19 protein-coding genes are annotated in these 18,425 nt (G+C 72.0%); 13 read left to right on the top strand and 6 right to left on the bottom strand.

The annotated features are described in order from the left end of the window. Positions 1-2: 2 nt before the first annotated feature. A complete protein-coding gene (locus tag P2H44_RS08735) occupies positions 3-1,913 on the bottom strand; it encodes an ABC-F family ATP-binding cassette domain-containing protein (protein ID WP_275763123.1) in 1,911 nt (636 codons plus the stop codon). A 323-nt stretch (positions 1,914-2,236) separates the two neighbouring features. Here P2H44_RS08735 and P2H44_RS08740 point away from each other — a divergent pair, with 323 nt between their 5' ends. Next, complete coding sequence (locus P2H44_RS08740) at positions 2,237-2,542, top strand: hypothetical protein (RefSeq protein ID WP_275763124.1); 306 nt, start codon at positions 2,237-2,239, stop codon at positions 2,540-2,542. Positions 2,543-2,662: 120 nt separating this feature from the next. Here P2H44_RS08740 and P2H44_RS08745 read toward each other — a convergent pair whose 3' ends face one another. Together P2H44_RS08745 and P2H44_RS08750 are read right to left on the bottom strand one after the other, a co-directional pair. After that, positions 2,663-3,151, bottom strand: a complete 489-nt coding sequence (locus tag P2H44_RS08745; RefSeq protein ID WP_275763125.1) for a MaoC family dehydratase — start codon at positions 3,149-3,151, stop codon at positions 2,663-2,665. Beyond that, positions 3,148-3,657: a DinB family protein gene (locus P2H44_RS08750; RefSeq protein WP_275763126.1), complete on the bottom strand. Its 510-nt coding sequence runs from the start codon at positions 3,655-3,657 to the stop codon at positions 3,148-3,150. Before P2H44_RS08750 ends, P2H44_RS08745 begins: the two co-directional genes overlap by 4 nt. A gap of 98 nt (positions 3,658-3,755) precedes the next feature. Here P2H44_RS08750 and ndk point away from each other — a divergent pair, with 98 nt between their 5' ends. Both ndk and P2H44_RS08760 read left to right on the top strand, forming a co-directional pair. Further along, positions 3,756-4,178, top strand: coding sequence for a nucleoside-diphosphate kinase (gene ndk / locus P2H44_RS08755; RefSeq protein WP_275763127.1), 423 nt, complete (start codon positions 3,756-3,758; stop codon positions 4,176-4,178). A gap of 148 nt (positions 4,179-4,326) precedes the next feature. Further along, a complete protein-coding gene (locus P2H44_RS08760) occupies positions 4,327-5,163 on the top strand; it encodes a GIY-YIG nuclease family protein (protein ID WP_275763128.1) in 837 nt (278 codons plus the stop codon). Between the two features lie 141 nt (positions 5,164-5,304). Here the strand turns inward: P2H44_RS08760 and bmt are convergent, their stop codons facing one another. Next, positions 5,305-6,339: a betaine--homocysteine S-methyltransferase gene (bmt, locus tag P2H44_RS08765; RefSeq protein ID WP_275763130.1), complete on the bottom strand. Its 1,035-nt coding sequence runs from the start codon at positions 6,337-6,339 to the stop codon at positions 5,305-5,307. A 264-nt stretch (positions 6,340-6,603) separates the two neighbouring features. Here bmt and P2H44_RS08770 point away from each other — a divergent pair, with 264 nt between their 5' ends. Continuing rightward, positions 6,604-7,818, top strand: a complete 1,215-nt coding sequence (locus P2H44_RS08770; RefSeq protein ID WP_275763131.1) for an acyl-CoA dehydrogenase — start codon at positions 6,604-6,606, stop codon at positions 7,816-7,818. Positions 7,819-8,164: 346 nt separating this feature from the next. On the opposite strand, the gene P2H44_RS08775 is transcribed toward P2H44_RS08770, so the two are convergent. Continuing rightward, positions 8,165-8,566: a RidA family protein gene (locus tag P2H44_RS08775; protein ID WP_275763132.1), complete on the bottom strand. Its 402-nt coding sequence runs from the start codon at positions 8,564-8,566 to the stop codon at positions 8,165-8,167. A gap of 178 nt (positions 8,567-8,744) precedes the next feature. Here P2H44_RS08775 and aspS point away from each other — a divergent pair, with 178 nt between their 5' ends. From aspS to rnd, 5 genes are all read left to right on the top strand, one after another. Continuing rightward, positions 8,745-10,529 carry an aspartate--tRNA ligase gene (gene aspS / locus P2H44_RS08780; protein ID WP_275763133.1) on the top strand — a complete coding sequence of 595 codons (1,785 nt, stop codon included), beginning with the start codon at positions 8,745-8,747 and terminating at the stop codon, positions 10,527-10,529. Between the two features lie 266 nt (positions 10,530-10,795). Next, complete coding sequence (locus P2H44_RS08785; RefSeq protein WP_275763134.1) at positions 10,796-11,497, top strand: sulfotransferase; 702 nt, start codon at positions 10,796-10,798, stop codon at positions 11,495-11,497. 2 nt (positions 11,498-11,499) lie between these two features. Next, positions 11,500-11,748, top strand: a complete 249-nt coding sequence (locus P2H44_RS08790; RefSeq protein ID WP_275763135.1) for a hypothetical protein — start codon at positions 11,500-11,502, stop codon at positions 11,746-11,748. A 121-nt stretch (positions 11,749-11,869) separates the two neighbouring features. Beyond that, entirely contained in the window at positions 11,870-12,664 is a 795-nt protein-coding gene (locus P2H44_RS08795; protein ID WP_275763136.1) for a sulfotransferase family 2 domain-containing protein, read from the top strand. A gap of 162 nt (positions 12,665-12,826) precedes the next feature. Next, the gene (gene rnd, locus P2H44_RS08800) at positions 12,827-13,993 is read left to right on the top strand and encodes a ribonuclease D (protein WP_275763137.1); all 1,167 of its coding nucleotides are present in this window, start codon (positions 12,827-12,829) and stop codon (positions 13,991-13,993) included. A gap of 250 nt (positions 13,994-14,243) precedes the next feature. Here the strand turns inward: rnd and P2H44_RS08805 are convergent, their stop codons facing one another. Further along, positions 14,244-14,879, bottom strand: a complete 636-nt coding sequence (locus P2H44_RS08805; RefSeq protein ID WP_275763138.1) for a hypothetical protein — start codon at positions 14,877-14,879, stop codon at positions 14,244-14,246. Between the two features lie 393 nt (positions 14,880-15,272). On the opposite strand from P2H44_RS08805, the gene P2H44_RS08810 reads away from it, so the two are divergent. The 4 genes from P2H44_RS08810 (at position 15,273) to P2H44_RS08825 (ending at position 18,423) form a co-directional block, all read left to right on the top strand. Further along, positions 15,273-15,710, top strand: a complete 438-nt coding sequence (locus P2H44_RS08810; protein ID WP_275763139.1) for a SufE family protein — start codon at positions 15,273-15,275, stop codon at positions 15,708-15,710. 198 nt (positions 15,711-15,908) lie between these two features. Beyond that, positions 15,909-16,616, top strand: coding sequence for a corrinoid protein (locus P2H44_RS08815; RefSeq protein WP_275763140.1), 708 nt, complete (start codon positions 15,909-15,911; stop codon positions 16,614-16,616). A gap of 368 nt (positions 16,617-16,984) precedes the next feature. After that, positions 16,985-17,719, top strand: a complete 735-nt coding sequence (locus P2H44_RS08820) for a class I SAM-dependent methyltransferase (RefSeq protein WP_275763141.1) — start codon at positions 16,985-16,987, stop codon at positions 17,717-17,719. After that, the gene (locus P2H44_RS08825) at positions 17,716-18,423 is read left to right on the top strand and encodes a DUF1638 domain-containing protein (RefSeq protein ID WP_275763142.1); all 708 of its coding nucleotides are present in this window, start codon (positions 17,716-17,718) and stop codon (positions 18,421-18,423) included. Before P2H44_RS08820 ends, P2H44_RS08825 begins: the two co-directional genes overlap by 4 nt. Positions 18,424-18,425 lie beyond the last annotated feature (2 nt).

An 18,425-nucleotide genomic window follows, 5' to 3' on the forward strand; every position in this document is an offset into this window, starting at 1 on the left:
AGCTAGGCCGCGGCCTCCTCCGCGTCGAGCCGCTCCTGCGCCTTCACCCACAGGGCCTCGGCCTTCTCCATCGCGGCCACGATCTCGGCGCGCTTGCGCTGCAGGGCCTCGGCCTCGCCGGGCGCGGATTTCATGTAGAACTCCGGGTCCATCAGGCGGGCGTCGATCTTGCCGCGCATCGCCTCGAGCTTGGCGATGCGCTCCTCGCATTTCGCGACCTCGGCCTTCAGGGGTGCGAGCGCCCGGCGCAGCTCGGCCTGGGAGCGGCGGGGCTTCGCGGCCTCCTTCGCCGCTTCCTTCGCTTCGCGCGCCTCGCGCTTCTCGGCCTGGCTCGCAAGCCGCCCGCCGCCGCCGCGCTCGGCCAGCAGCAGGCGGCGATAGTCCTCCATGTCCCCGTCGTAGGCCTTCACCCGGCCGTCCTTGACCAGCCACAGCCGGTCGGCGACGGCCTCCACCAGGTGGGGGTCGTGGGAGATCAGGATCACCGCGCCCTCGTATTCCGCCAGCGCCTGGGCCAGCGCCTCGCGGCTCTCGATGTCGAGGTGGTTGGTCGGCTCGTCGAGCACCAGCACATGCGGCGCGTCCCAGGCGGCGAGCAGCATCAGCAGCCGCGCCTTCTGCCCGCCCGACAGCCGCTCGACCGGGTTGGCCGCGATGTCGGCCCCGATGCCGCCCCGCGCCAGGATCGCGCGCAGCTTGCCCTGCGGCGCATCCGGCAGCAGCCGCTGCACGTGCTGGATCGGCGTCTCGCCGGGCACCAGCTCGTCCAGCTGGTGCTGCGCGAAGAAGCCCACCTTCATGCCGCGGGAGCAGCGCCAGGATCCCTCCATCGGCGGCAACCGGCCGGAGATCAGCTTGGCGAGCGTCGACTTGCCCTGGCCGTTCGCGCCCAGCAGGGCGATTCGGTCGTCCTGGTCGATGCGGAAGGTCAGGTTGCGCAGCACCGCGCGCCCGTCATAGCCCAGGCTCGCGCCCTCGGCCTGCATCAGCGGCGGCGGCAGCTCGGCCGGGGAGGGGAAGGAGAAGGGGGCCACGTCCGAATCCGCCTGGAACTCGATCGGGGTCATCTTCTCCAGCATCTTGATCCGGCTCTGCGCCTGCTTGGCCTTCGAGGCCTTGGCGCGGAACCGGTCCACGAAGCTCTGCATGTGGGCGCGGGCCTTGGCGCGCTTCTCCGCCGCCGCCGCCGTCTGCTCCATCTTCAGGCGGCGCACCTCCTCGAACTGGTCGTAGCCGCCGCCGTAGAGGGTCAGCGTCTTCCGATCCAGGTGCAGGATGTGGTTCACCGCCCGGTTCAGCAGGCCCCGGTCGTGGGAGATCACCACCACCGTCGCCGGGCAGGTCGCGAGGAAGTTCTCCAGCCAGATCGAGCCCTCGAGGTCGAGGTAGTTCGTGGGCTCGTCCAGCAGCAGGATGTCGGGGCGCGAGAACAGCACCGCCGCCAGCGCCACGCGCATCCGCCAGCCGCCGGAATATTCCGAGCAGGGCCGCGCCTGCGCCTCGGCGTCGAAGCCAAGGCCCCGCAGGATCGCGCTGGCGCGGGCCTCGGCGGTGTGGCTGTCGATGGCGACCAGCCGCTCCTGCGCCTCGGCGATGCGCAGCGGGTCGGTCGAGGTCTCGGACTCCGCCAGAAGCGCCGCGCGCTCCTCGTCGGCGTCGAGCACGGTCTGCAAGAGCGACAGCTCGCTCGCCGGGGCTTCCTGCGCGACGCCGCCCAGGCGCAGGCCGCGGCCGACCTCGATCTCGCCGCCGTCGGGGTGCAGCTCTCCGCGGATCAGGCGGAACAGCGTGGTCTTGCCCGTGCCGTTGCGACCCACCAGCCCCACCTTGTGGCCCAGCGGAATCGTGGCGGAGGCGCCCTCGAGCAGGGGGCGGCCGGCGATGGCGAAGTCGATGTTGCGGATTGCGATCATGGGGCCGCGGATACCGCAGGCCGGGCCCCGGGGGAAGGGGCGTATGCCGCGGCGCCGCGAAAGCGCGGCCGACGCCCCGCGCGACTCCGACAAGCGCGCCCGAGGACGCCGGCGCGAAGAGCCGACGGCGGACGAGCGGCGTTCACGAACCGCTGACGCTTTCGCGATGAAACTTACAGACTTATGAAAGATAACGAAATTCAACTTGCCGCATGGCTGACCGAAGTTACACTTCGCCGCAGCACTCGTCGCAAGCCACAGGGGGCAAGGCCATGCGCGCCGACGACAGCCAGGGATACGCGAACGGTCCGGACCAAAGGTCGATGCATGAAGACGCCGTCTTCGAGGCGCTGGCCGAGCTCTACCGTCTGCCCCCGGAGGAGGCGGTCGACGCCGCCGGCTTCGTGGCGGGCCAGATCGCGGCGTTCATGGCCGACGTGGCCCGCCTCAGCGCCGACCGGCCCGAGGCCGAGCGCGCCCGCCGGGCGATGGCCGACGTCGCCGCCACCTACTCCGACCTCCTGGTCGAGACCGACGCGCATTCCCTCGCCAAGGTCCGCGCCCTGTTCGCCGCCGACCGGAAGCCGGCCGCGATCCGCACCCCCGCCGTCTGCCGCGACCGCGGCTGAGGCGGCCGCCGCGGCGCGCCGCAGGACGCGCCGTCCCGACGACCGCCGACGCCCGCCCCGACGCCGGGCGCCGGAGCGGGAGGGAGACCGGGCGCGCCGCGCGCGCCTCGGCTCGCCGCCTCAGCCCGCCGCCGCGGCCTCCGGCCGGTTTTCGGGCCGGCGCAGGTAGAAGGCCGAGGCCTTCCAGTCCATCACCAGCTCGTCCTTCTGGTTGAACACGTCGTAGCGGAAGCTGCACACGCCCATGTGCGGCTTCGACTTCAGCACCCGTGCGTCGGTCACGTGGCACTCCATGCGGATCGTGTCGCCGGGACGCACCGGGATAAGCCAGCGCAGCGCCTCCATCCCGCCCGAGCCCTGGCCCGCGGGATACATGAAGTTCGTCGCGTGCAGCAGCCGGAAGGCCGTCAGCATCGTGTGGAAGCCCGAGGCCGCCAGCCCGCCGAACATCGAGCCCTTCGCCGCCTCGACGTCGATGTGGAAGGGCTGCGGGTCCCAGCGCATCGCGAACTCGATGATCTGGCCCTCGGTCAGCGTGGCGCCGGCGGTCTTGATCACGGTTCCGGGCGTCAGGTCCTCGAACCAAACGGGGGGGCGGATGTCGCTCATGCCGCCGCCTTCGCTTCGCGCTGGTAGAAGAGCAGGTCGAGCTCGGGCGCCGTTCCGGTCAGCCGGGTCAGGATCATGTGGCAATGCCCCCTGTGATGGGTCTGGTGGTTGAAGACATGCGCCAGCGCCTCGGCCATCGGCTGGACGATGGGCTCGGGCGACGAGACGCGGGTGTAGGAGAGGGTGGTGGCCAGGATGTCCGACTCGGGCAGGGCGTCGATCCACTGCACGATGTCGGCGTCCTGCGCCTCGCGCGCGGCGCGCAGCTCCTCGAAGTCGTCGTGGGCCACGTGGTCGAGCGTCCACGACGGCCCCGGGATCCCGCGCAGGCGGGCCATCCAGATCACGTCGGTGACCAGCAGGTGATTGAGCGTGCCGTGCAGGGACTTGAAGAACGCCCCCTGGTCCGAGCGGCGCTGGGCGTCGTCGATCTGCGACGCGGCGGCGTAGAGGCGACGATTCGCCCAAGCGTTGTAGCGCGCGAAGCTCGCGAAATGCGCTTTCATGGTCCGGTCTCCCATGCTACCGAGCGCGCGCCTTTTGCGGGGCCCGCGCGCGGTTGCGCGGCCCCTCCGACCCCGATCTCCTGACGAGAGGACCACCCATGGCCGTCGAGCGCACGCTGTCCATCATCAAGCCGGACGCGACCGCCCGCAACCTCACGGGCGCGATCAACAAGATGTTCGAGGATGCCGGCCTGCGCATCGTCGCCCAGAAGCGGATCCAGCTGACCCCGGCCCAGGCCGGCCAGTTCTACGCCGTCCACGCCGAGCGCCCCTTCTACGGCGAGCTGTGCGAGTTCATGGCCTCGGCCCCGGTCGTGGTGCAGGTGCTCGAGGGCGAGTCCGCCGTCGCGCGCAACCGCGAAGTGATGGGCGCCACCAACCCGGCCGAGGCCGCCGAGGGCACCGTGCGCAAGGCCTTCGCGCTGTCGATCGGCGAGAACTCGGTCCACGGCTCCGACTCGGCCGAGAACGCGGCCATCGAGATCGCCTTCTTCTTCTCGGGCCTCGAGCTGGTCGGCTGATCGCCGCCGGGCCGGCGGCCGCGCGCCCCGGCCTCCTGACCTGAACACGCCCGCCCCGGCCCTCGCCGGGGCGGGCGTTTTCGTTTCGCGGTCTCTCCGCGATCGCCTATCCCATGTCGGTGGCCTGCGACCGGGGAAGGGGTCGGCGATGACGATGCAGTTGATGTTGTCCGACATCTGGCGACCGGAGTCGCTCAGGGATTTCAAGGTGCATTTCGCCCGCTTCAACCAGCGCGAGCAGCCGCTGCGCGTGCTGGCGCGCAGTTTGGACGAGTGGCGGACCTGGCAGGCCTGGTATCCCGGCAAGAACGCCTTCAACCGCCGCTGGATCTTCGCGCTGGCGCAGATGCCCGGTCAGCCCGATCTCTGGATGTTCGGCGGGATCTGGAGGGTTCGCGGCATCGTCGAGCGGCCGGATGGCGGTGCGCGAAGCTATGACGTCGAGCTCTCCGACGCGCTGCGCCCGGTCGTGGGCCGACTGAAGCTCCACCGTGTGCATCGCGGCCGCGGAACCCGGTTGAACCTCGAAAACCACTACGACCAGTTCGTCGTGCACGAGATCCTGGCCGAGACCTACACCGGCCGCGATTTCCCCGGCTACGCCGCCGTCAATCTCAGCTTCGAGGAGCTGGAATCGCTTGTCCATCACGGCCGTCAGGACTGGGCGACGGCGCTGGCCCATGTGAAGGGCGTCTACCTGATCACCGACACGCGGACGAAACGGCGCTATGTCGGCTCGGCCTATGGCGACGAGGGCGTCTGGTCGCGATGGCGCGCCTATGTCGACGGCGGCCATGGCGGCAACGTCGAGCTGCGCGCCATCGTGGCCGATCACAGCCTCGACTATTGCCGGAAGAACTTCCGCTTCACCTTGCTCGAACATCATGACGCGCGGATAGATGACGCCATGGTCATCGCGCGCGAGAGCTACTGGAAGGACGTCCTGGACACTCGCAACGTGGAAACCGGCCTCAACCGAAACTAGCCGGGGGCAGGCGCCGCGTCGGCGTTGGTCTCGTGGGCTGCCGTCAGGCTCGCGGCGCTCGGCGAGGCCTGCGCCAAGGGCCCGAATGCAAACGGCGCCCCCTGTGGAGCGCCGTCTGTCGTTCCGTCCGCGGATCCGGGCTCAGCCCGCGCGACGCCGCCGGCCGCCGCTGCGCTTGGGGGCCGCGCCTGCGTCGTCGTTCAGAAGGTCCAGGGTCGAGCCGGTGGTCGCGCCCAGCTTGGCGATCACGTCCTCGACCGAGGGGCGGGGACCCGGGGCCACCGTCTCCAGCGCCTGGCGCATCGCGGCGACATGGCCCGGCTGGGTGCCGCAGCAGCCGCCGATGATCCGCACGCCCAGGTCGCGCGCGAGGCAGGCGTAGTCCGCCATCAGCTCCGGCGTGCCCGAGTAGCGGATCGCGCCGTCCACGTACTCGGGGATGCCGCAGTTGGCCTTGGTGACGATCACGTCGCCCTCGCGGATCTCGTCCGCCGCCGAGATGATCCCCACCAGCAGGTCCGGGGCGCCGGTGCCGCAGTTGCCGCCGTAGGCCATCGGGGCGTGGTCGTGGTCGCACTCGTGCGCCAGCGCCGCCAGGCGCTTGGGCGTCACGCCCATCATGGTGCGCCCGTTGGTGTCGAAGGACATGGTCCCGACCACCGGCATGCCCACGCGGTGCGCGGCCTCCAGCGCGGCCTTGTACTCCTCCTCGGAGGACATGGTCTCGACCCACAGCACGTCCGCGCCGCCGTCCTTGAGGCCCTGCATCTGCGCCTCGAACGCGGCGACGCCGTCTTCGAAGCTCAGGGGGCCTACGGGCTGGAACAGGTCGCCGGTGGGGCCCACGTCGCCCGCGCAGATCACGTCGCGCCCGGACTCCGCGATCGCCTCCTTCAGCAGGCGCGCGGCGGCGGCGTTGATCTCGTGCACCTGGTCCTGCATCTGGTGCAGCTTCAGGCGGTTGGCGGTGCCCCCGAAGGTGTTGGTCAGCACCAGGTCCGAGCCCGCGTCGATGAAGGAGCGGTAGTGCGCCTTCACCTTGGCGGTCTCCTCGAGGTTCCAGCGCTCCGGCGCCTCGCCATGCTCCAGCCCCAGCGCGAAGAGGTTGGTGCCCGTGGCTCCGTCGGCGAGGATCCAGGGGCGGGTCGCGAGGAACTGGCTGAGCTTGTCGGTCATGGGCGTCCTGCAGGTCTCGGGTGTCGGCCGGCGCCGCCGCGGCGACAGGCGGCCGGGCGCGCGCCGAAAGTCCGCGCGCGACGGTTGCGGAACCTATAGCTCCGCAGGCCTCCGCTCACAACCGCGTGCAGGGTTTCCGCGCGCCCCGCAGGCCCGGCGCGGTTTGCATCCGCGCCCGGCTGGGGTAACGCTTCGCCCAACCGACGCGCGGAGGCGCCCGCCCCCTCCGCGCCGGACGGCGAACGGCGCGGGGAGGAGGACGCCATGAGCGCGAAGCTGAAGCCCAAGGACCGCCCGTCGCAGGCGTCGTTCGTGTGGGAGGACCCGTTCCTGCTGGCCGACCAGCTGGAGGAGGACGAGCGCGCGCTGATGGACGCCGCCCACGCCTTCGCGCAGGAGAAGCTGGCGACCCGCGTGACCAAGGCCTTCCTCGAGGAGACCTCGGAGCCCGAGATCTTCGCCGAGATGGGCGAGATGGGCCTGCTCGGCTCCACCATCCCCGAGGAATACGGCGGGATCGGCGCGGGCTACGTAAGCTACGGCCTGATTGCGCGCGAGGTCGAGCGGGTGGATTCGGGCTACCGCTCGATGATGTCGGTGCAGTCCTCCCTGGTGATGTACCCGATCTACGCCTACGGCTCCGAGGAGCAGCGCAGGAAGTACCTGCCCGGCCTCGCCGCCGGCACGCTGATCGGCTGCTTCGGGCTGACCGAGCCGGAGGCGGGCTCCGACCCCGGCGGCATGAAGACCCGCGCCGAGAAGATCGACGGCGGCTACCGGCTGACCGGCGAGAAGATGTGGATCTCGAACGCGCCCTTCGCCGACGTCTTCGTGGTCTGGGCGAAGTCCGACGCCCACGGCGGCAAGATCCGCGGCTTCGTGCTCGAGAAGGGGATGAAGGGCCTGAGCGCGCCGAAGATCGAGCAGAAGCTGAGCCTTCGCGCCTCGATCACCGGCTCGATCTCCATGCAGGGGGTCGAGGTCGGCGAGGACGCGCTGCTGCCCAACGTCGAGGGGCTGACGGGCCCCTTCGGCTGCCTCAACCGCGCCCGCTACGGCATCGCCTGGGGGGTGATGGGGGCGGCGGAGGACTGCTGGTTCCGGGCGCGCCAGTACGGGCTCGACCGCAAGCAGTTCAACCGGCCGCTGGCGAACACGCAGCTGTTCCAGAAGAAGCTCGCGGACATGCAGACCGAGATCGCGCTGGGCCTGCAGGCGGCCCTGCGCGTGGGGCGTCTGATGGACCGGGCGATGGCGGCGCCGGAGATGATCTCGATCATCAAGCGCAACAACTGCGGCAAGGCGCTGGACATCGCGCGGATGGCCCGGGACATGCACGGCGGCAACGGCATCTCGGCCGAGTACCACGTGATGCGCCACGCGATGAACCTGGAGACGGTGAACACCTACGAAGGGGCGCACGACGTGCACGCGCTGATCCTCGGCCGGGCGCAGACCGGGCTGCAGGCGTTCTTCTGAGCCGCCGATCGAGCGGCGCCCGCTGACGCGGGCATTCCTTTCGCCTCGGCCCTTGCGGGCCTCAGGGCCCCCGCGTTCCGCGGGGGCTTTTTCGCTTCGGGAACCCACCCAAGAACAGGGCCGCGCCTGTCCTTCGCAGCCGTCCGTCGCTGAAGATGCCTGAGCGAGTCGGCGGGAGGGGTCAAGGACAAGCCCCGCGCGGAGCGCGGGGTCGCTTCGCGATCCCTGACCCCTCCCGCCGACTCGCTCTTTACGGCATCAGCGACGGACGGCTCCGAAGAACAGGCGCTCGCGGCGGGGCTTGGGGCGGAGGGGCGCCTGGTGGGGCAGCGGGCGGGCGCGGGCCTCAGGGGCGGTCGGCGATCAGGGCGTCGACCTCGATCTCGACCAGCCACTCGGGGTTCACGAAGGCGGAGACGGCCATGATCGTCTCGACCGGCTTCGCCTCGCCGCAGAACTCCCGGCGCACCATCGTCGCCGTCTTCCAGTCGGCGATGTCCACCAGCAGCAGGCGCGTGCGCACCACGTCGGCCATCGATGCGCCGGCCACCTTCAGCGCCGCCTCGGCGATCTCGTAGCAGCGGCGGGTCTGCGCGGCGACGTCGCCCACGCCCACCGTCTTCCCGTCCGGCCCCACCGGCGCCGTGCCCCCGACCGAGACCCACGGCCCCACCCGCACCGCGCGGCTGAAGCCCGCGATCTCCTCCATCGGGTTGCCGTTGAAAACGTGGCGGCGCGTCATGTCCATGGGCGTGTCTCCTGCCGGATGTCGGCGGATCTCTTCGCGCAGGCGCAGCCCGGCGTCCAGAGGCGGGCGAGACGCCGCCTCGCGCCCGGCGCGCCCCTCGCCCTTGACATCGCGCCCCGGGAAGTGGAAGCCCCTCGCCGACTTCCGACCGCTTCCGACGCCTCCCGAGGGGATGATCATGCACGCCTACCGCTCCCACACCTGCGCCGCGCTCCGGGCCGAGCATGTCGGCCACGACGTGCGTCTCTCCGGCTGGGTGCATCGCGTGCGAGATCACGGGGGCGTGCTGTTCATCGACCTGCGCGACCACTACGGCATCACCCAGGTGCTCTGCGATCCCGACAGCCCGGTGTTCAAGGACGTCGAGAAGGTGCGCGCCGAGTGGGTGATCCGCATCGACGGCGTCGTGAAGGCCCGCGCCGAGGACCTGCGCAACCCCAAGCTCGACACCGGCGACATCGAGGTCTACGTCCGCGACATCGAGGTGCTGGGCGAGGCCGGCGAGCTGCCGCTGCCCGTCTTCGGCGAGCAGGAATACCCCGAGGAGACCCGCCTGCGGTATCGCTTCCTCGACCTGCGCCGGGAGAAGCTGCACGCCAACATCGTCCTGCGCTCGAAGGTGATCTCCTGGCTGCGCCGCTCGATGACCGACCAGGGCTTTCTCGAGTACCAGACGCCGATCCTGACCGCCTCCTCGCCCGAGGGCGCGCGCGACTTCTTGGTGCCTTCGCGCCTGCATCCGGGCAAGTTCTACGCCCTCCCGCAGGCCCCCCAGCAGTTCAAGCAGCTGATCATGGTCGCGGGCTTCGACCGCTACTTCCAGATCGCGCCGTGCTTCCGCGACGAGGACCCCCGCGCCGACCGCTCCCCCGGCGAGTTCTACCAGCTCGACATCGAGATGAGCTTCGTCGAGCAGGAGGACGTCTTCCAGGCCATCGAGCCGGTGATGCGCGGCGTCTTCGAGGAGTTCGGCGGCGGCCGCCCCGTCTCCAAGGTGTTCCCGCGGATCCCCTACGCCGAGTCGATGCTGAAGTACGGCTCCGACAAGCCCGACCTGCGCAACCCGATCGAGATGCAGATCGTCTCCGAGCACTTCCGCGACTCCGGCTTCGCGATCTTCGCCAAGATCGTCGAGCAGGACGGGAACGAGGTCCGCGCGATCCCGGCGCCGGGCGGCGGCTCCCGCAAGTTCTGCGACCGGATGAACTCCTGGGCGCAGAAGGAAGGCCTGCCGGGCATGGGCTACATCTTCTGGCGCGAGGAGGAGGGCCAGACCGTCGGCGCCGGCCCGCTCGCCAAGAACATCGGGCCGGAGCGGACCGAGGCGATCCGGCAGCAGCTGGGCCTGGGCCTGGGCGATGCGGCCTTCTTCCTCGCCGGCGAGCCCTCGAAGTTCGTCGACGTCGCGGGGCGCGCGCGCAATGCGATCTGGGCCGACCTGCAGCCCAACGACGACTGGAAGAACGAGTTCAAGCTCGCCTGGATCGTCGACTTCCCGATGTACGAGAAGGACCCCGACACCGGCGCGCTCGACTTTTCCCACAACCCGTTCTCGATGCCCCAGGGCGGGCTCGAGGCGCTGGAGAAGATGAACCCGCTCGACGTGCTGGGCTACCAGTACGACATCGTGTGCAACGGCGTCGAGCTCAGCTCCGGCGCGATCCGGAACCACAAGCCCGAGATCATGTACAAGGCCTTCGAGATCGTCGGCCACGACCAGAAGTTCGTGGACGACCACTTCGGCGGCATGCTCTCGGCCTTCAAGTTCGGCGCGCCCCCGCACGGCGGCATCGCGCCGGGCGTGGACCGCATCGTGATGCTGCTGGCCGGGGCGGAGAACATCCGCGAGGTCATCATGTTCCCGATGAACCAGCGCGCCGAGGACCTGATGATGCAGGCCCCCTCGCCCGCCACCAACGAGCAGCTGCGCGAGCTCGGCCTGCGGGTGATCCCGCGCGACTGAGCCAGGCTCGCGGCCGGACCGTGACGAAGGGCGCGTGGGGGGGGCGGCGCGCCTCCCGTCTTTCCGGGCTTGGGGCGGTCCGTCGGGGGAGGGGCGCGGGGCCGCAGGGCGGGCCCCGCGCTCGCCTTCGCGTTCAGAATCTCCTAGGGTCGCACCAGCGATTTTGGGGTGGATTCAAGGGGACGGACGATGAGGATGCCGACGTAATGGGCGTCGGGCGCGGCGACACTGCCGCGACTGAAACGACGGGCGATCACGACCGCGATGTGCGCTTCGCGCAGGCTGAGCCGCTTATCCACGTCGGCCCGCACAAGACCGCGACCACCTGGCTGCAGGACGTGGTGCTGGGGCCCAAGGACGGCGAAGAGCTCGTCTACTGCTTCGACTTCCCCGCGACGCACGAGGCGTTCCTGCGCCCCGCCTGGGGCGATTTCGATCCGCGCCGCGCCCGCGCGCGCCTCTCCCCCTGGCTGGAGCGGTCGGAGGAAACGGGCCTGCCGCTGATCGTCACCGACGAGACCCTCTCGGGCTACCCGTTCCACCACCGCTTCGATCGCGAGGTCGCCGCCCTGCGCATGGCCGAGGCCTTCCCCAGGGCCCGCATCCTGGTGACCATCCGCGAGCAGAAGGCGGTGATCGACTCGATGTACGGCCAGTATCTCCGCTACGGGTACTCGAGCCCGATCGAGGAGTTCGTGGATCCCGGCGATGACAAGGGCGCCCTTCGCCCGATCCTCGAACGCGCCTATTACGACTACGACCGGCTGCTCGACCTCTACGAGGGCCTCTTCGGCGCGGGCCGGGTGCTGATGCTGCCGATGGAGTGGATGACCCGCAATCCGACGGAGGCGATGGCGCGTCTGTCGGCCTTCATCGGCGCCGAGATCACCGCCCCCGCCCCGACATCGCCGCGACACGCACGAATGAGGCTCTGGGCGGAGCGGGCCGCACGGCCCTGCGGTTGTTGAACATGCTCCACCCACAAGATAGCCGCTTCCAGCGCGCCCGACCCAAGGGACGGAAATCGAAGTGGACGCCCAACTCCGTCGCCTACAAGGTCGACCAGCTCGCGCGCAGCCTAGGCGGCAAGCGCGGCTCGGCCCGCCACAAGGCGGTGGTGGCCGCGGCCATCGGCGACCAGTACGCCGCCTCCAACGCCCGCGTCTCCCGGCGCATCGGGATAGACCTCGGCGCGCTCGGCTATCCCGTGACGTCCTGAGCCTGCGCCTGCGCAGGCGGGGAGCCGGGCAGGGCGCCCGCCCCGGCACGCGCCCCGATCTGGAAGCGCGGGGGCGAATGACCTAAGCACGCTCGGACCCGCCCCGCCGCCCGGAGACCCCATGCTCTACCACCAGGTCACGCCGAACCCCGCGACCGACCAGATCGTCTTCGTGCACATCCGCAAGACGGCGGGAACGGCGCTGGCGGCCTCGCTGATGCAGGGGCTGGGGGCGCATGCGCCGATGCGCACGCCCTGGGGCTCGGCCGAGCGGTCCGAGAGCGGGCTGCTGGCGCTGCACGGCCCCCTGCGCCGCGCCGCGATCAACCTGCGCGAGGATCTCGAGATCCTGGGCCGCCGCCTGGCCGGGCGCCCCGTCCACCTGGTCGAGGACCAGCCCTTCTACGGCGCCCACATGATCCTGGGGCAGGAGCCGCCCTCCCCGCGCCCGCGCCACTACATCACCATCCTGCGCGACCCGGCCGAGCGGTTCCTGTCGGACCACGCCTTCATGCGCGGTAAGCGCGACCGGGCGCGCTCGGACTGTCTCGACCATCGGCTATACGACCTCGAGCTGCCCGACTTCGTCGCCGCGATCGAGGCGCGCCCCGAGGTCTACCAGCACGATTACCAGTGCCGGCAGCTCGCGGGCGGGCGCCCTGACCTCGACGCCGCCCGCCGCGCGGTGGACGATCGGCTGTGGCTCGCCGCCGCCCTCCCCCAGATCGACCGCTTCGTGGAGCGGATCGGGGAGAAGCTGGGGATCGACTTCCCCCCGCTGGGCCACGTCCGCCGCACCAAGGGCAAGCCGGGGATCGAGAGCCTCGACCCCGCCCTGCGCGCCCGGATCGAGGCGCTGAATCCCGGCGACGCCGCCCTCGTCGCCCACGCGGCCGCGGCGTTCGAGGCGCTGTGACCGCGTCCGCCGCCCTGCGTCCAGGGACGGACCCTTTCCGCCTGCAACCGACCGCACGGTCGGTCGCGCTTGTTAAACCGCGCGCGTTGGGGCTATAGCGCGGGACATCCCGGGCGCGATGACCGCGCCCCGCCTGCTCCCGGAGGACGACCGGCCTCGCTCATGAACGTCATCAAGGACACATCGACGCTCGCCGACTTCTGCGAGCGCTGCGCCAAGCACCCCTACGTCACCGTCGACACCGAGTTCCTGCGCGAGCGGACCTACTGGCCCCAGCTGTGCCTGGTGCAGGTGGCCTATCCCGGCTCCGGCGACGAGACCGCGGCGATCATCGACCCGATCGGGACGGACCTGGACCTCGGTCCGCTGTTCGAGCTGATGAAGAACACCTCCGTGGTGAAGGTGTTCCACGCCGCGCGCCAGGACCTGGAGATCTTCTGGAAGCTGGGCGACCTGATCCCCGAGCCGCTGTTCGACACCCAGGTGGCGGCGATGGTCTGCGGCTACGGCGACCAGGTCGGCTACGAGACGCTGGTGCGCAAGATCTGCAAGCAGGGCCTCGACAAGAGCTCCCGCTTCACCGACTGGGCCGCGCGGCCGCTGTCGGACAAGCAGCTGAACTACGCGATCGCCGACGTCACCCACCTGCGCCGCATCTACGAGCACCTCGAGCAGGAGCTTCGGGATTCGGGCCGCGGCCCCTGGGTGGGCGAGGAGATGGCGGTGCTGACCGACCCCGCCACCTACCGCAACGAGCCGACGGAGGCGTGGAAGCGGCTGAAGACCCGCTCCTCCTCGCCTCGGTTCCTGGCGGTGGCCGCCGCGCTCGCGGAATGGCGCGAGTCCAAGGCGCAGGAGCGCGACGTGCCCCGCTCGCGCCTGATGAAGGACGACGCGCTGCTCGAGATCGCCTCGGCGCGCCCGACCTCGATGGACGAGCTCCAGCGCTCCCGCTTCCTGCAGCGCGAGGCCCGCAAGGGCGACGTCGCGAAGGAGATCCTGGCGGCCGTGGCCAAGGGCCTCGAGACGCCCGAGGACGAGACGCCCGAGCGGGAGGCGCCTAAGGCCTCGCGCAAGGGGTCCGAGGCGCTGATCGACCTGCTGAAAGTGCTGCTGAAAAGCCGCGCCGAGGCTCTGGGCGTGGCGCCGAAGCTGCTCGCCTCCTCCGAGGAGCTCAGCCAGATCGCGGCCGAGGACGAGCCCGACGTGCCCGCCCTCTCGGGCTGGCGGCGCAAGGCCTTCGGCGAGCTCGCCCTGCAGCTCAAGCGCGGCGAGATCGCGCTCAGCGCCAACGGGGCGGACATCGAGATCGTCGAGTTCGACGACTGACCCCTGCGGCCCCTGCGGGGGCGCGGGCAGCGGACGTCCGGAGATGAAACGGGCGGGGATGGCGATGGCCGTCCCCGCCCGTTTCGCATCGTGCCTGCGAGATTCCGAGCCCGTCTCCGGCGCGGGCGGCCCTCGCGTCCGCTTCGCGGCCGCATCGCCCCGCCCGGCCGTCCCCCTCGCGGGCGAGGGGCGGGCGTCTCGACGGGGGGCGCGGGGCCGGGGGCGGGGCAGGGCGCGCGGCCCCCTCCGCTCAGCCGCCGATGCGCGGCATCGACAGGCCGCCGCCCGAGGCGGGCTGCGAGCCGCCGGCGCGGGTCGGCGCCACGGGGGTGAAGACGGCCGGCGTGCGCGGCCCGGTGGTCTGCGAGGGCTCCGGCGACGCGGCCGAGACGCGCATCGCCACCGCCTGGCCGCCCGCATGCACCCGCACCCCCTGCACCCCGGCGAGCGCCGAGGAGGGGATCGCGAGGTCCGCGCGCAGCGGCTGGCGGGCGGGGGCGCCTGGCTCGCCGCCGTTCAGCTCCGGCGGCGCGCCGACCAGGTCGTATTCCAGGAACCCGTCGGGGCCCGGCCGCCCGCCGTTGCGGGGCTGCAGCGTCGCGCGGAACCAGCCGGTGGCGGGGGCGTACCCGTGCGCGGTCAGCAGCCGCCCGCGGTAGATCTGCCCGATCTCGAGCGACTCGACGCCGGCCGCGGGCAGGTAGTTCAGCCGCGGCCCCTCGACCCCCGGCGCGCCCGACTGCGGGGGGGCGGAGGGCGCGTCGGCGACGGCGGCCTCGTCCTCCCACAGGCCGCAGCCCGACAGCGCCAGCGCCGCCGCCGCAAACGCCAGCGGCGCGGCCGCCCGTCCCCGTGCCCATCCGCGCGAAGCTCGCCGCTGAACCATCGTCGTCGTCCCCGTGTTGCATTCCTCGCGCGCCGCCGCCCTGCGCCGGCGCGCCTGTCCGGCCGCGGTCCCGCGGCGGCGCGCATCACGCCACAGCGCGGCCCGAAAGGAAAGGCCCGCCCCCGTTTCCGCCGCGTCCCCGCCGCCCCGCGCGCGCCCGTGGCACAGCGGCCGGGCCCCGCCGTCCGCGGCTCCCGCCGGATCCTCGGCCCATCCGCCGCGCCCCTCGCCCGATCGCCGGCCCTCGCCCGACCTGCTCCCGACGGGGACGGCCGGGCGGGGCGAGGCGGCCGCGCAGCGGACGCGAGGGCCGCCCCGGCCCCTTCCGCGCCTCACAGGGTGTTGCGGCCCCGTGCGGGGCGGTCTACGTGAGGCCCCGAGCAGGAGATCGCCATGACCGAAGCCCCCCCGCAGGCCTTCGAAGACATCGCCGCCGACTTCGAGTTCCTCGAGGACTGGGAGGACCGCTACGGCTACGTCATCGACCTGGGCAAGAAGATGCCCCCCCTCGACGACGCGCTGAAGGGCCCCGAGACCAAGGTCGACGGCTGCGCCAGCCAGGTCTGGATCGTCCCCCGCATCGAGGAGGGCGCGCCCCGCCGCCTGCATTTCGACGGGGATTCGGACGCGCTGATCGTGCGCGGCCTGATCGCGGTGCTGCGCGCGCTCTACTCCGGGCGCACCGCGGCCGAGATCCTGGCCACCGACGCCCAGGCCCAGTTCGCCCGCCTCGGGCTGACCGAGCATCTCAGCTCCCAGCGCTCCAACGGCCTGCGCGCCATGGTCGGGCGCCTGCGCGCGCTGGCCGAGGCGGAGGCCGCAGGCGGCTGATCTCCCCCGCGTCCCGCGGCGGGGCCCGAAGGCCTCCGCGATGCGGCGACGACGACGCGGGACGCGGACATTGCGTCGCGTTTCCGCCGTGCACAGGTTGCGCAAGCGTTCTATCGTGCCCCGCAACGAACGCGACGCGCGGCGCCCCGGACCCCAGCCTCGGGTCTCCGGCGCGCCCAGACGCAGAAAGGCCCGGCCATGGCGGACGAAGACGACGACATCGTCCTTTCCGAGCTCGACGACGAAGAGCTCGTCCAGCAGATGCACGACGACCTCTACGACGGTCTCAAGGACGAGATCGCCGAGGGGACGAACATCCTGCTCGAGCGCGGGTGGGCCCCCTACAAGGTCCTGACCGAGGCGCTGGTCGCCGGCATGAAGGTGGTCGGCGACGACTTCCGCGACGGCATCCTGTTCGTGCCCGAGGTGCTGCTCGCCGCCAACGCCATGAAGACCGGCATGGGCATCCTGCGCCCCCTGCTGGCCGAGACCGGCGCCCCCAAGATGGGCACGATGGTGATCGGCACGGTGAAGGGCGACATCCACGACATCGGCAAGAACCTCGTGTCGATGATGATGGAAGGCGCGGGCTTCGACGTGGTCGACCTCGGCATCAACAACGCCGTCGAGGCCTATATCGAGGCGCTGGAGCGCGAGGAGGCCGCGATCCTGGGCATGTCCGCGCTGCTGACCACCACCATGCCCTACATGAAGGTCGTCATCGACCAGCTGAAGGAGAAGGGGATCCGCGACCAGTACATCGTGCTAGTGGGCGGCGCGCCCCTGAACGAGGAGTTCGGCAAGGCCATCGGCGCCGACGCCTACTGCCGCGACGCGGCCGTGGCGGTCGAGACCGCCAAGAAGCTGATCGCCGCGCGCAAGCACAACCAGGTGACCGCGGGCTGATCGCCCGCGCCGCCAGCGCCCGGCGGCGCCCGGCCGCCCCCGCCGTTCTGCCTCCGCGGCGGAACGCGCGCAGGTCCCGCCTCCGCCGGGCCCCCGCGCCCCGGCCCGCGACGCCCACCGCGTCGCGGGCCGTCGCGTTCCCGGCCCGACGGGCGCCGTCGCCCCACGACCTTGTGACCCGGCCCGGCGAGCCTCCACGTTCGCGCCGCGATTTCGCCGCCGCGCCGTGCGATCCTTCGGCTTCGTCGTCCCGTCCACCGGCCCCGCCCCTCGAATCCCGCGCCCCGCCTTGCCCCCCTCCGCCCTCGCCCGCCGGCCCTCCGGCCCCCTCCGCCCCGCCCCCCGCCCGCGCCAGGAGCGCTAGGCCGATGTCCGCCGCGCCGCTCGATCTGCCGGGCCTCTTCGACGAGGACCTGGCGGCCATCCAGGCCGAGGCGATCTCGCCCCGCGCCGACGCGGGCCTGCCCTGGCTGATCGCCATGGGCCGGGCGGCGGCGGTGGGCAGCGGGCGCAACCCCGCGCTCCACGACCTCGGCTGCGGGGACGGGCGCTGGATGGCGCGGGCGCAGGACGCGGGGTTCCGGGTCACCGGGCTCGACCTCTCGCCCGCCTGCGTGGCCCTCGCCCAGGACCGCGGCCTGCGGCCCGCGAAGGCGGACGCCGCCCGCGCCCCGATGCCCTCGGTCGACCTCGTCACCGGCCTCGGCGAGGCGCTGGCCTATCTCGACCGCGACGGGCGTCCCGCGCTCGACGTCGTGGCGCGCCGCGCGGGCGAGATCCTGCGCCCCGGCGCCTGGCTGATCTTCGACCTGCCGGGCCCCGAGACCCCGCTGGGCCCGCAGGAGGAGGCGGGGCAGGGCTGGCGCCTGCGCCTCGATCAGCGCATGGAGGGCGGCGCGCTGGTGCGCGACATCGAGACCGAGCGGCGCGTCCACGGCGTCCCCCGCCTGCGCCGCACCCGCCACCGCCTGGCGCTGCGCCCGCCCGAGGCGGTGGTCGCCGCCCTCGACCACGCCGGGTTCGACGCGCGCGCCCTCGACCGCTGGGGGGACCTGCCGCTCCCCGCCGGGCGCATCGGCTACGCCGCACGGAGGAAGGGATGACCGAGACGACGCCCGCCCCGCTCCCCGAGCCGGACGACGAGACGCTGACCCGCGAGGGGCTCTCGGTCCCCGCCGAGGCGCCCGGTCCCGGCCTCGGCCCCGACCTGGGGCGCGTGCGCCTGATCGCCTGCGGGGCGCTGGCGCGCGAGATCCTGGCGCTGATCCGCCTTAACGGCTGGAGCCACCTCGACCTCAAGTGCCTGCCGGCCCAGCTGCACCTGCGCCCCGACCTGATCCCCGACGCCGTCGCGCGGGAGGTCGAGCGCGCCCGCGGCCGCTTCGACGCGGTCAAGGTCGTCTACGCCGACTGCGGCACCGGCGGGCTGCTGGAGAAACGCTGCGCAGAGCTGGGGGTCGAGATGATCCCCGGCCCCCACTGCTACAGCTTCTTCGACGGGAACGAGACCTTCGCCGCCCGCGGCGACGCCGAGATGACCTGCTTCTACCTGACCGACTTCCTGGTCCGGCAGTTCGACGCCTTCGTGTGGAAGCCCATGGGCCTCGACCGCCACCCCGAGCTGCGCGACATGATCTTCGGCCACTACACGACGCTGGTGCATCTCGCCCAGATCGAGGACGCGGAGCTCGACGCGAAGGCGCAGGAGGCCGCCGCCCGCCTCGGCCTCGCGCATCAGCGGCGCTTCACCGGCTACGGCGACCTCGCGGGCTTCCTCGCGAACGCCGGGGCGCGGGCCGGGGGCTGAGC

It is taken from the genome of Albimonas marina, assembly GCF_029223255.1.
Lineage (GTDB): Bacteria > Pseudomonadota > Alphaproteobacteria > Rhodobacterales > Rhodobacteraceae > Albimonas.

What these genes read in the sequence shown, in the direction of transcription:
- P2H44_RS08805 (WP_275763138.1), bottom strand. Translation starts at nt 14,879, where the DNA reads ATGGTTCAGCGGCGAGCTTCGCGCGGATGGGCACGGGGACGGGCGGCC.
- P2H44_RS08820 (WP_275763141.1), top strand. Translation starts at nt 16,985, where the DNA reads ATGTCCGCCGCGCCGCTCGATCTGCCGGGCCTCTTCGACGAGGACCTG.
- aspS (WP_275763133.1), top strand. Translation starts at nt 8,745, where the DNA reads ATGCACGCCTACCGCTCCCACACCTGCGCCGCGCTCCGGGCCGAGCAT.
- P2H44_RS08770 (WP_275763131.1), top strand. Translation starts at nt 6,604, where the DNA reads ATGAGCGCGAAGCTGAAGCCCAAGGACCGCCCGTCGCAGGCGTCGTTC.
- bmt (WP_275763130.1), bottom strand. Translation starts at nt 6,339, where the DNA reads ATGACCGACAAGCTCAGCCAGTTCCTCGCGACCCGCCCCTGGATCCTC.
- P2H44_RS08775 (WP_275763132.1), bottom strand. Translation starts at nt 8,566, where the DNA reads ATGGACATGACGCGCCGCCACGTTTTCAACGGCAACCCGATGGAGGAG.
- P2H44_RS08815 (WP_275763140.1), top strand. Translation starts at nt 15,909, where the DNA reads ATGGCGGACGAAGACGACGACATCGTCCTTTCCGAGCTCGACGACGAA.
- P2H44_RS08735 (WP_275763123.1), bottom strand. Translation starts at nt 1,913, where the DNA reads ATGATCGCAATCCGCAACATCGACTTCGCCATCGCCGGCCGCCCCCTG.
- rnd (WP_275763137.1), top strand. Translation starts at nt 12,827, where the DNA reads ATGAACGTCATCAAGGACACATCGACGCTCGCCGACTTCTGCGAGCGC.
- ndk (WP_275763127.1), top strand. Translation starts at nt 3,756, where the DNA reads ATGGCCGTCGAGCGCACGCTGTCCATCATCAAGCCGGACGCGACCGCC.
- P2H44_RS08740 (WP_275763124.1), top strand. Translation starts at nt 2,237, where the DNA reads ATGCATGAAGACGCCGTCTTCGAGGCGCTGGCCGAGCTCTACCGTCTG.
- P2H44_RS08795 (WP_275763136.1), top strand. Translation starts at nt 11,870, where the DNA reads ATGCTCTACCACCAGGTCACGCCGAACCCCGCGACCGACCAGATCGTC.
- P2H44_RS08760 (WP_275763128.1), top strand. Translation starts at nt 4,327, where the DNA reads ATGACGATGCAGTTGATGTTGTCCGACATCTGGCGACCGGAGTCGCTC.
- P2H44_RS08825 (WP_275763142.1), top strand. Translation starts at nt 17,716, where the DNA reads ATGACCGAGACGACGCCCGCCCCGCTCCCCGAGCCGGACGACGAGACG.
- P2H44_RS08745 (WP_275763125.1), bottom strand. Translation starts at nt 3,151, where the DNA reads ATGAGCGACATCCGCCCCCCCGTTTGGTTCGAGGACCTGACGCCCGGA.
- P2H44_RS08810 (WP_275763139.1), top strand. Translation starts at nt 15,273, where the DNA reads ATGACCGAAGCCCCCCCGCAGGCCTTCGAAGACATCGCCGCCGACTTC.
- P2H44_RS08790 (WP_275763135.1), top strand. Translation starts at nt 11,500, where the DNA reads ATGCTCCACCCACAAGATAGCCGCTTCCAGCGCGCCCGACCCAAGGGA.
- P2H44_RS08750 (WP_275763126.1), bottom strand. Translation starts at nt 3,657, where the DNA reads ATGAAAGCGCATTTCGCGAGCTTCGCGCGCTACAACGCTTGGGCGAAT.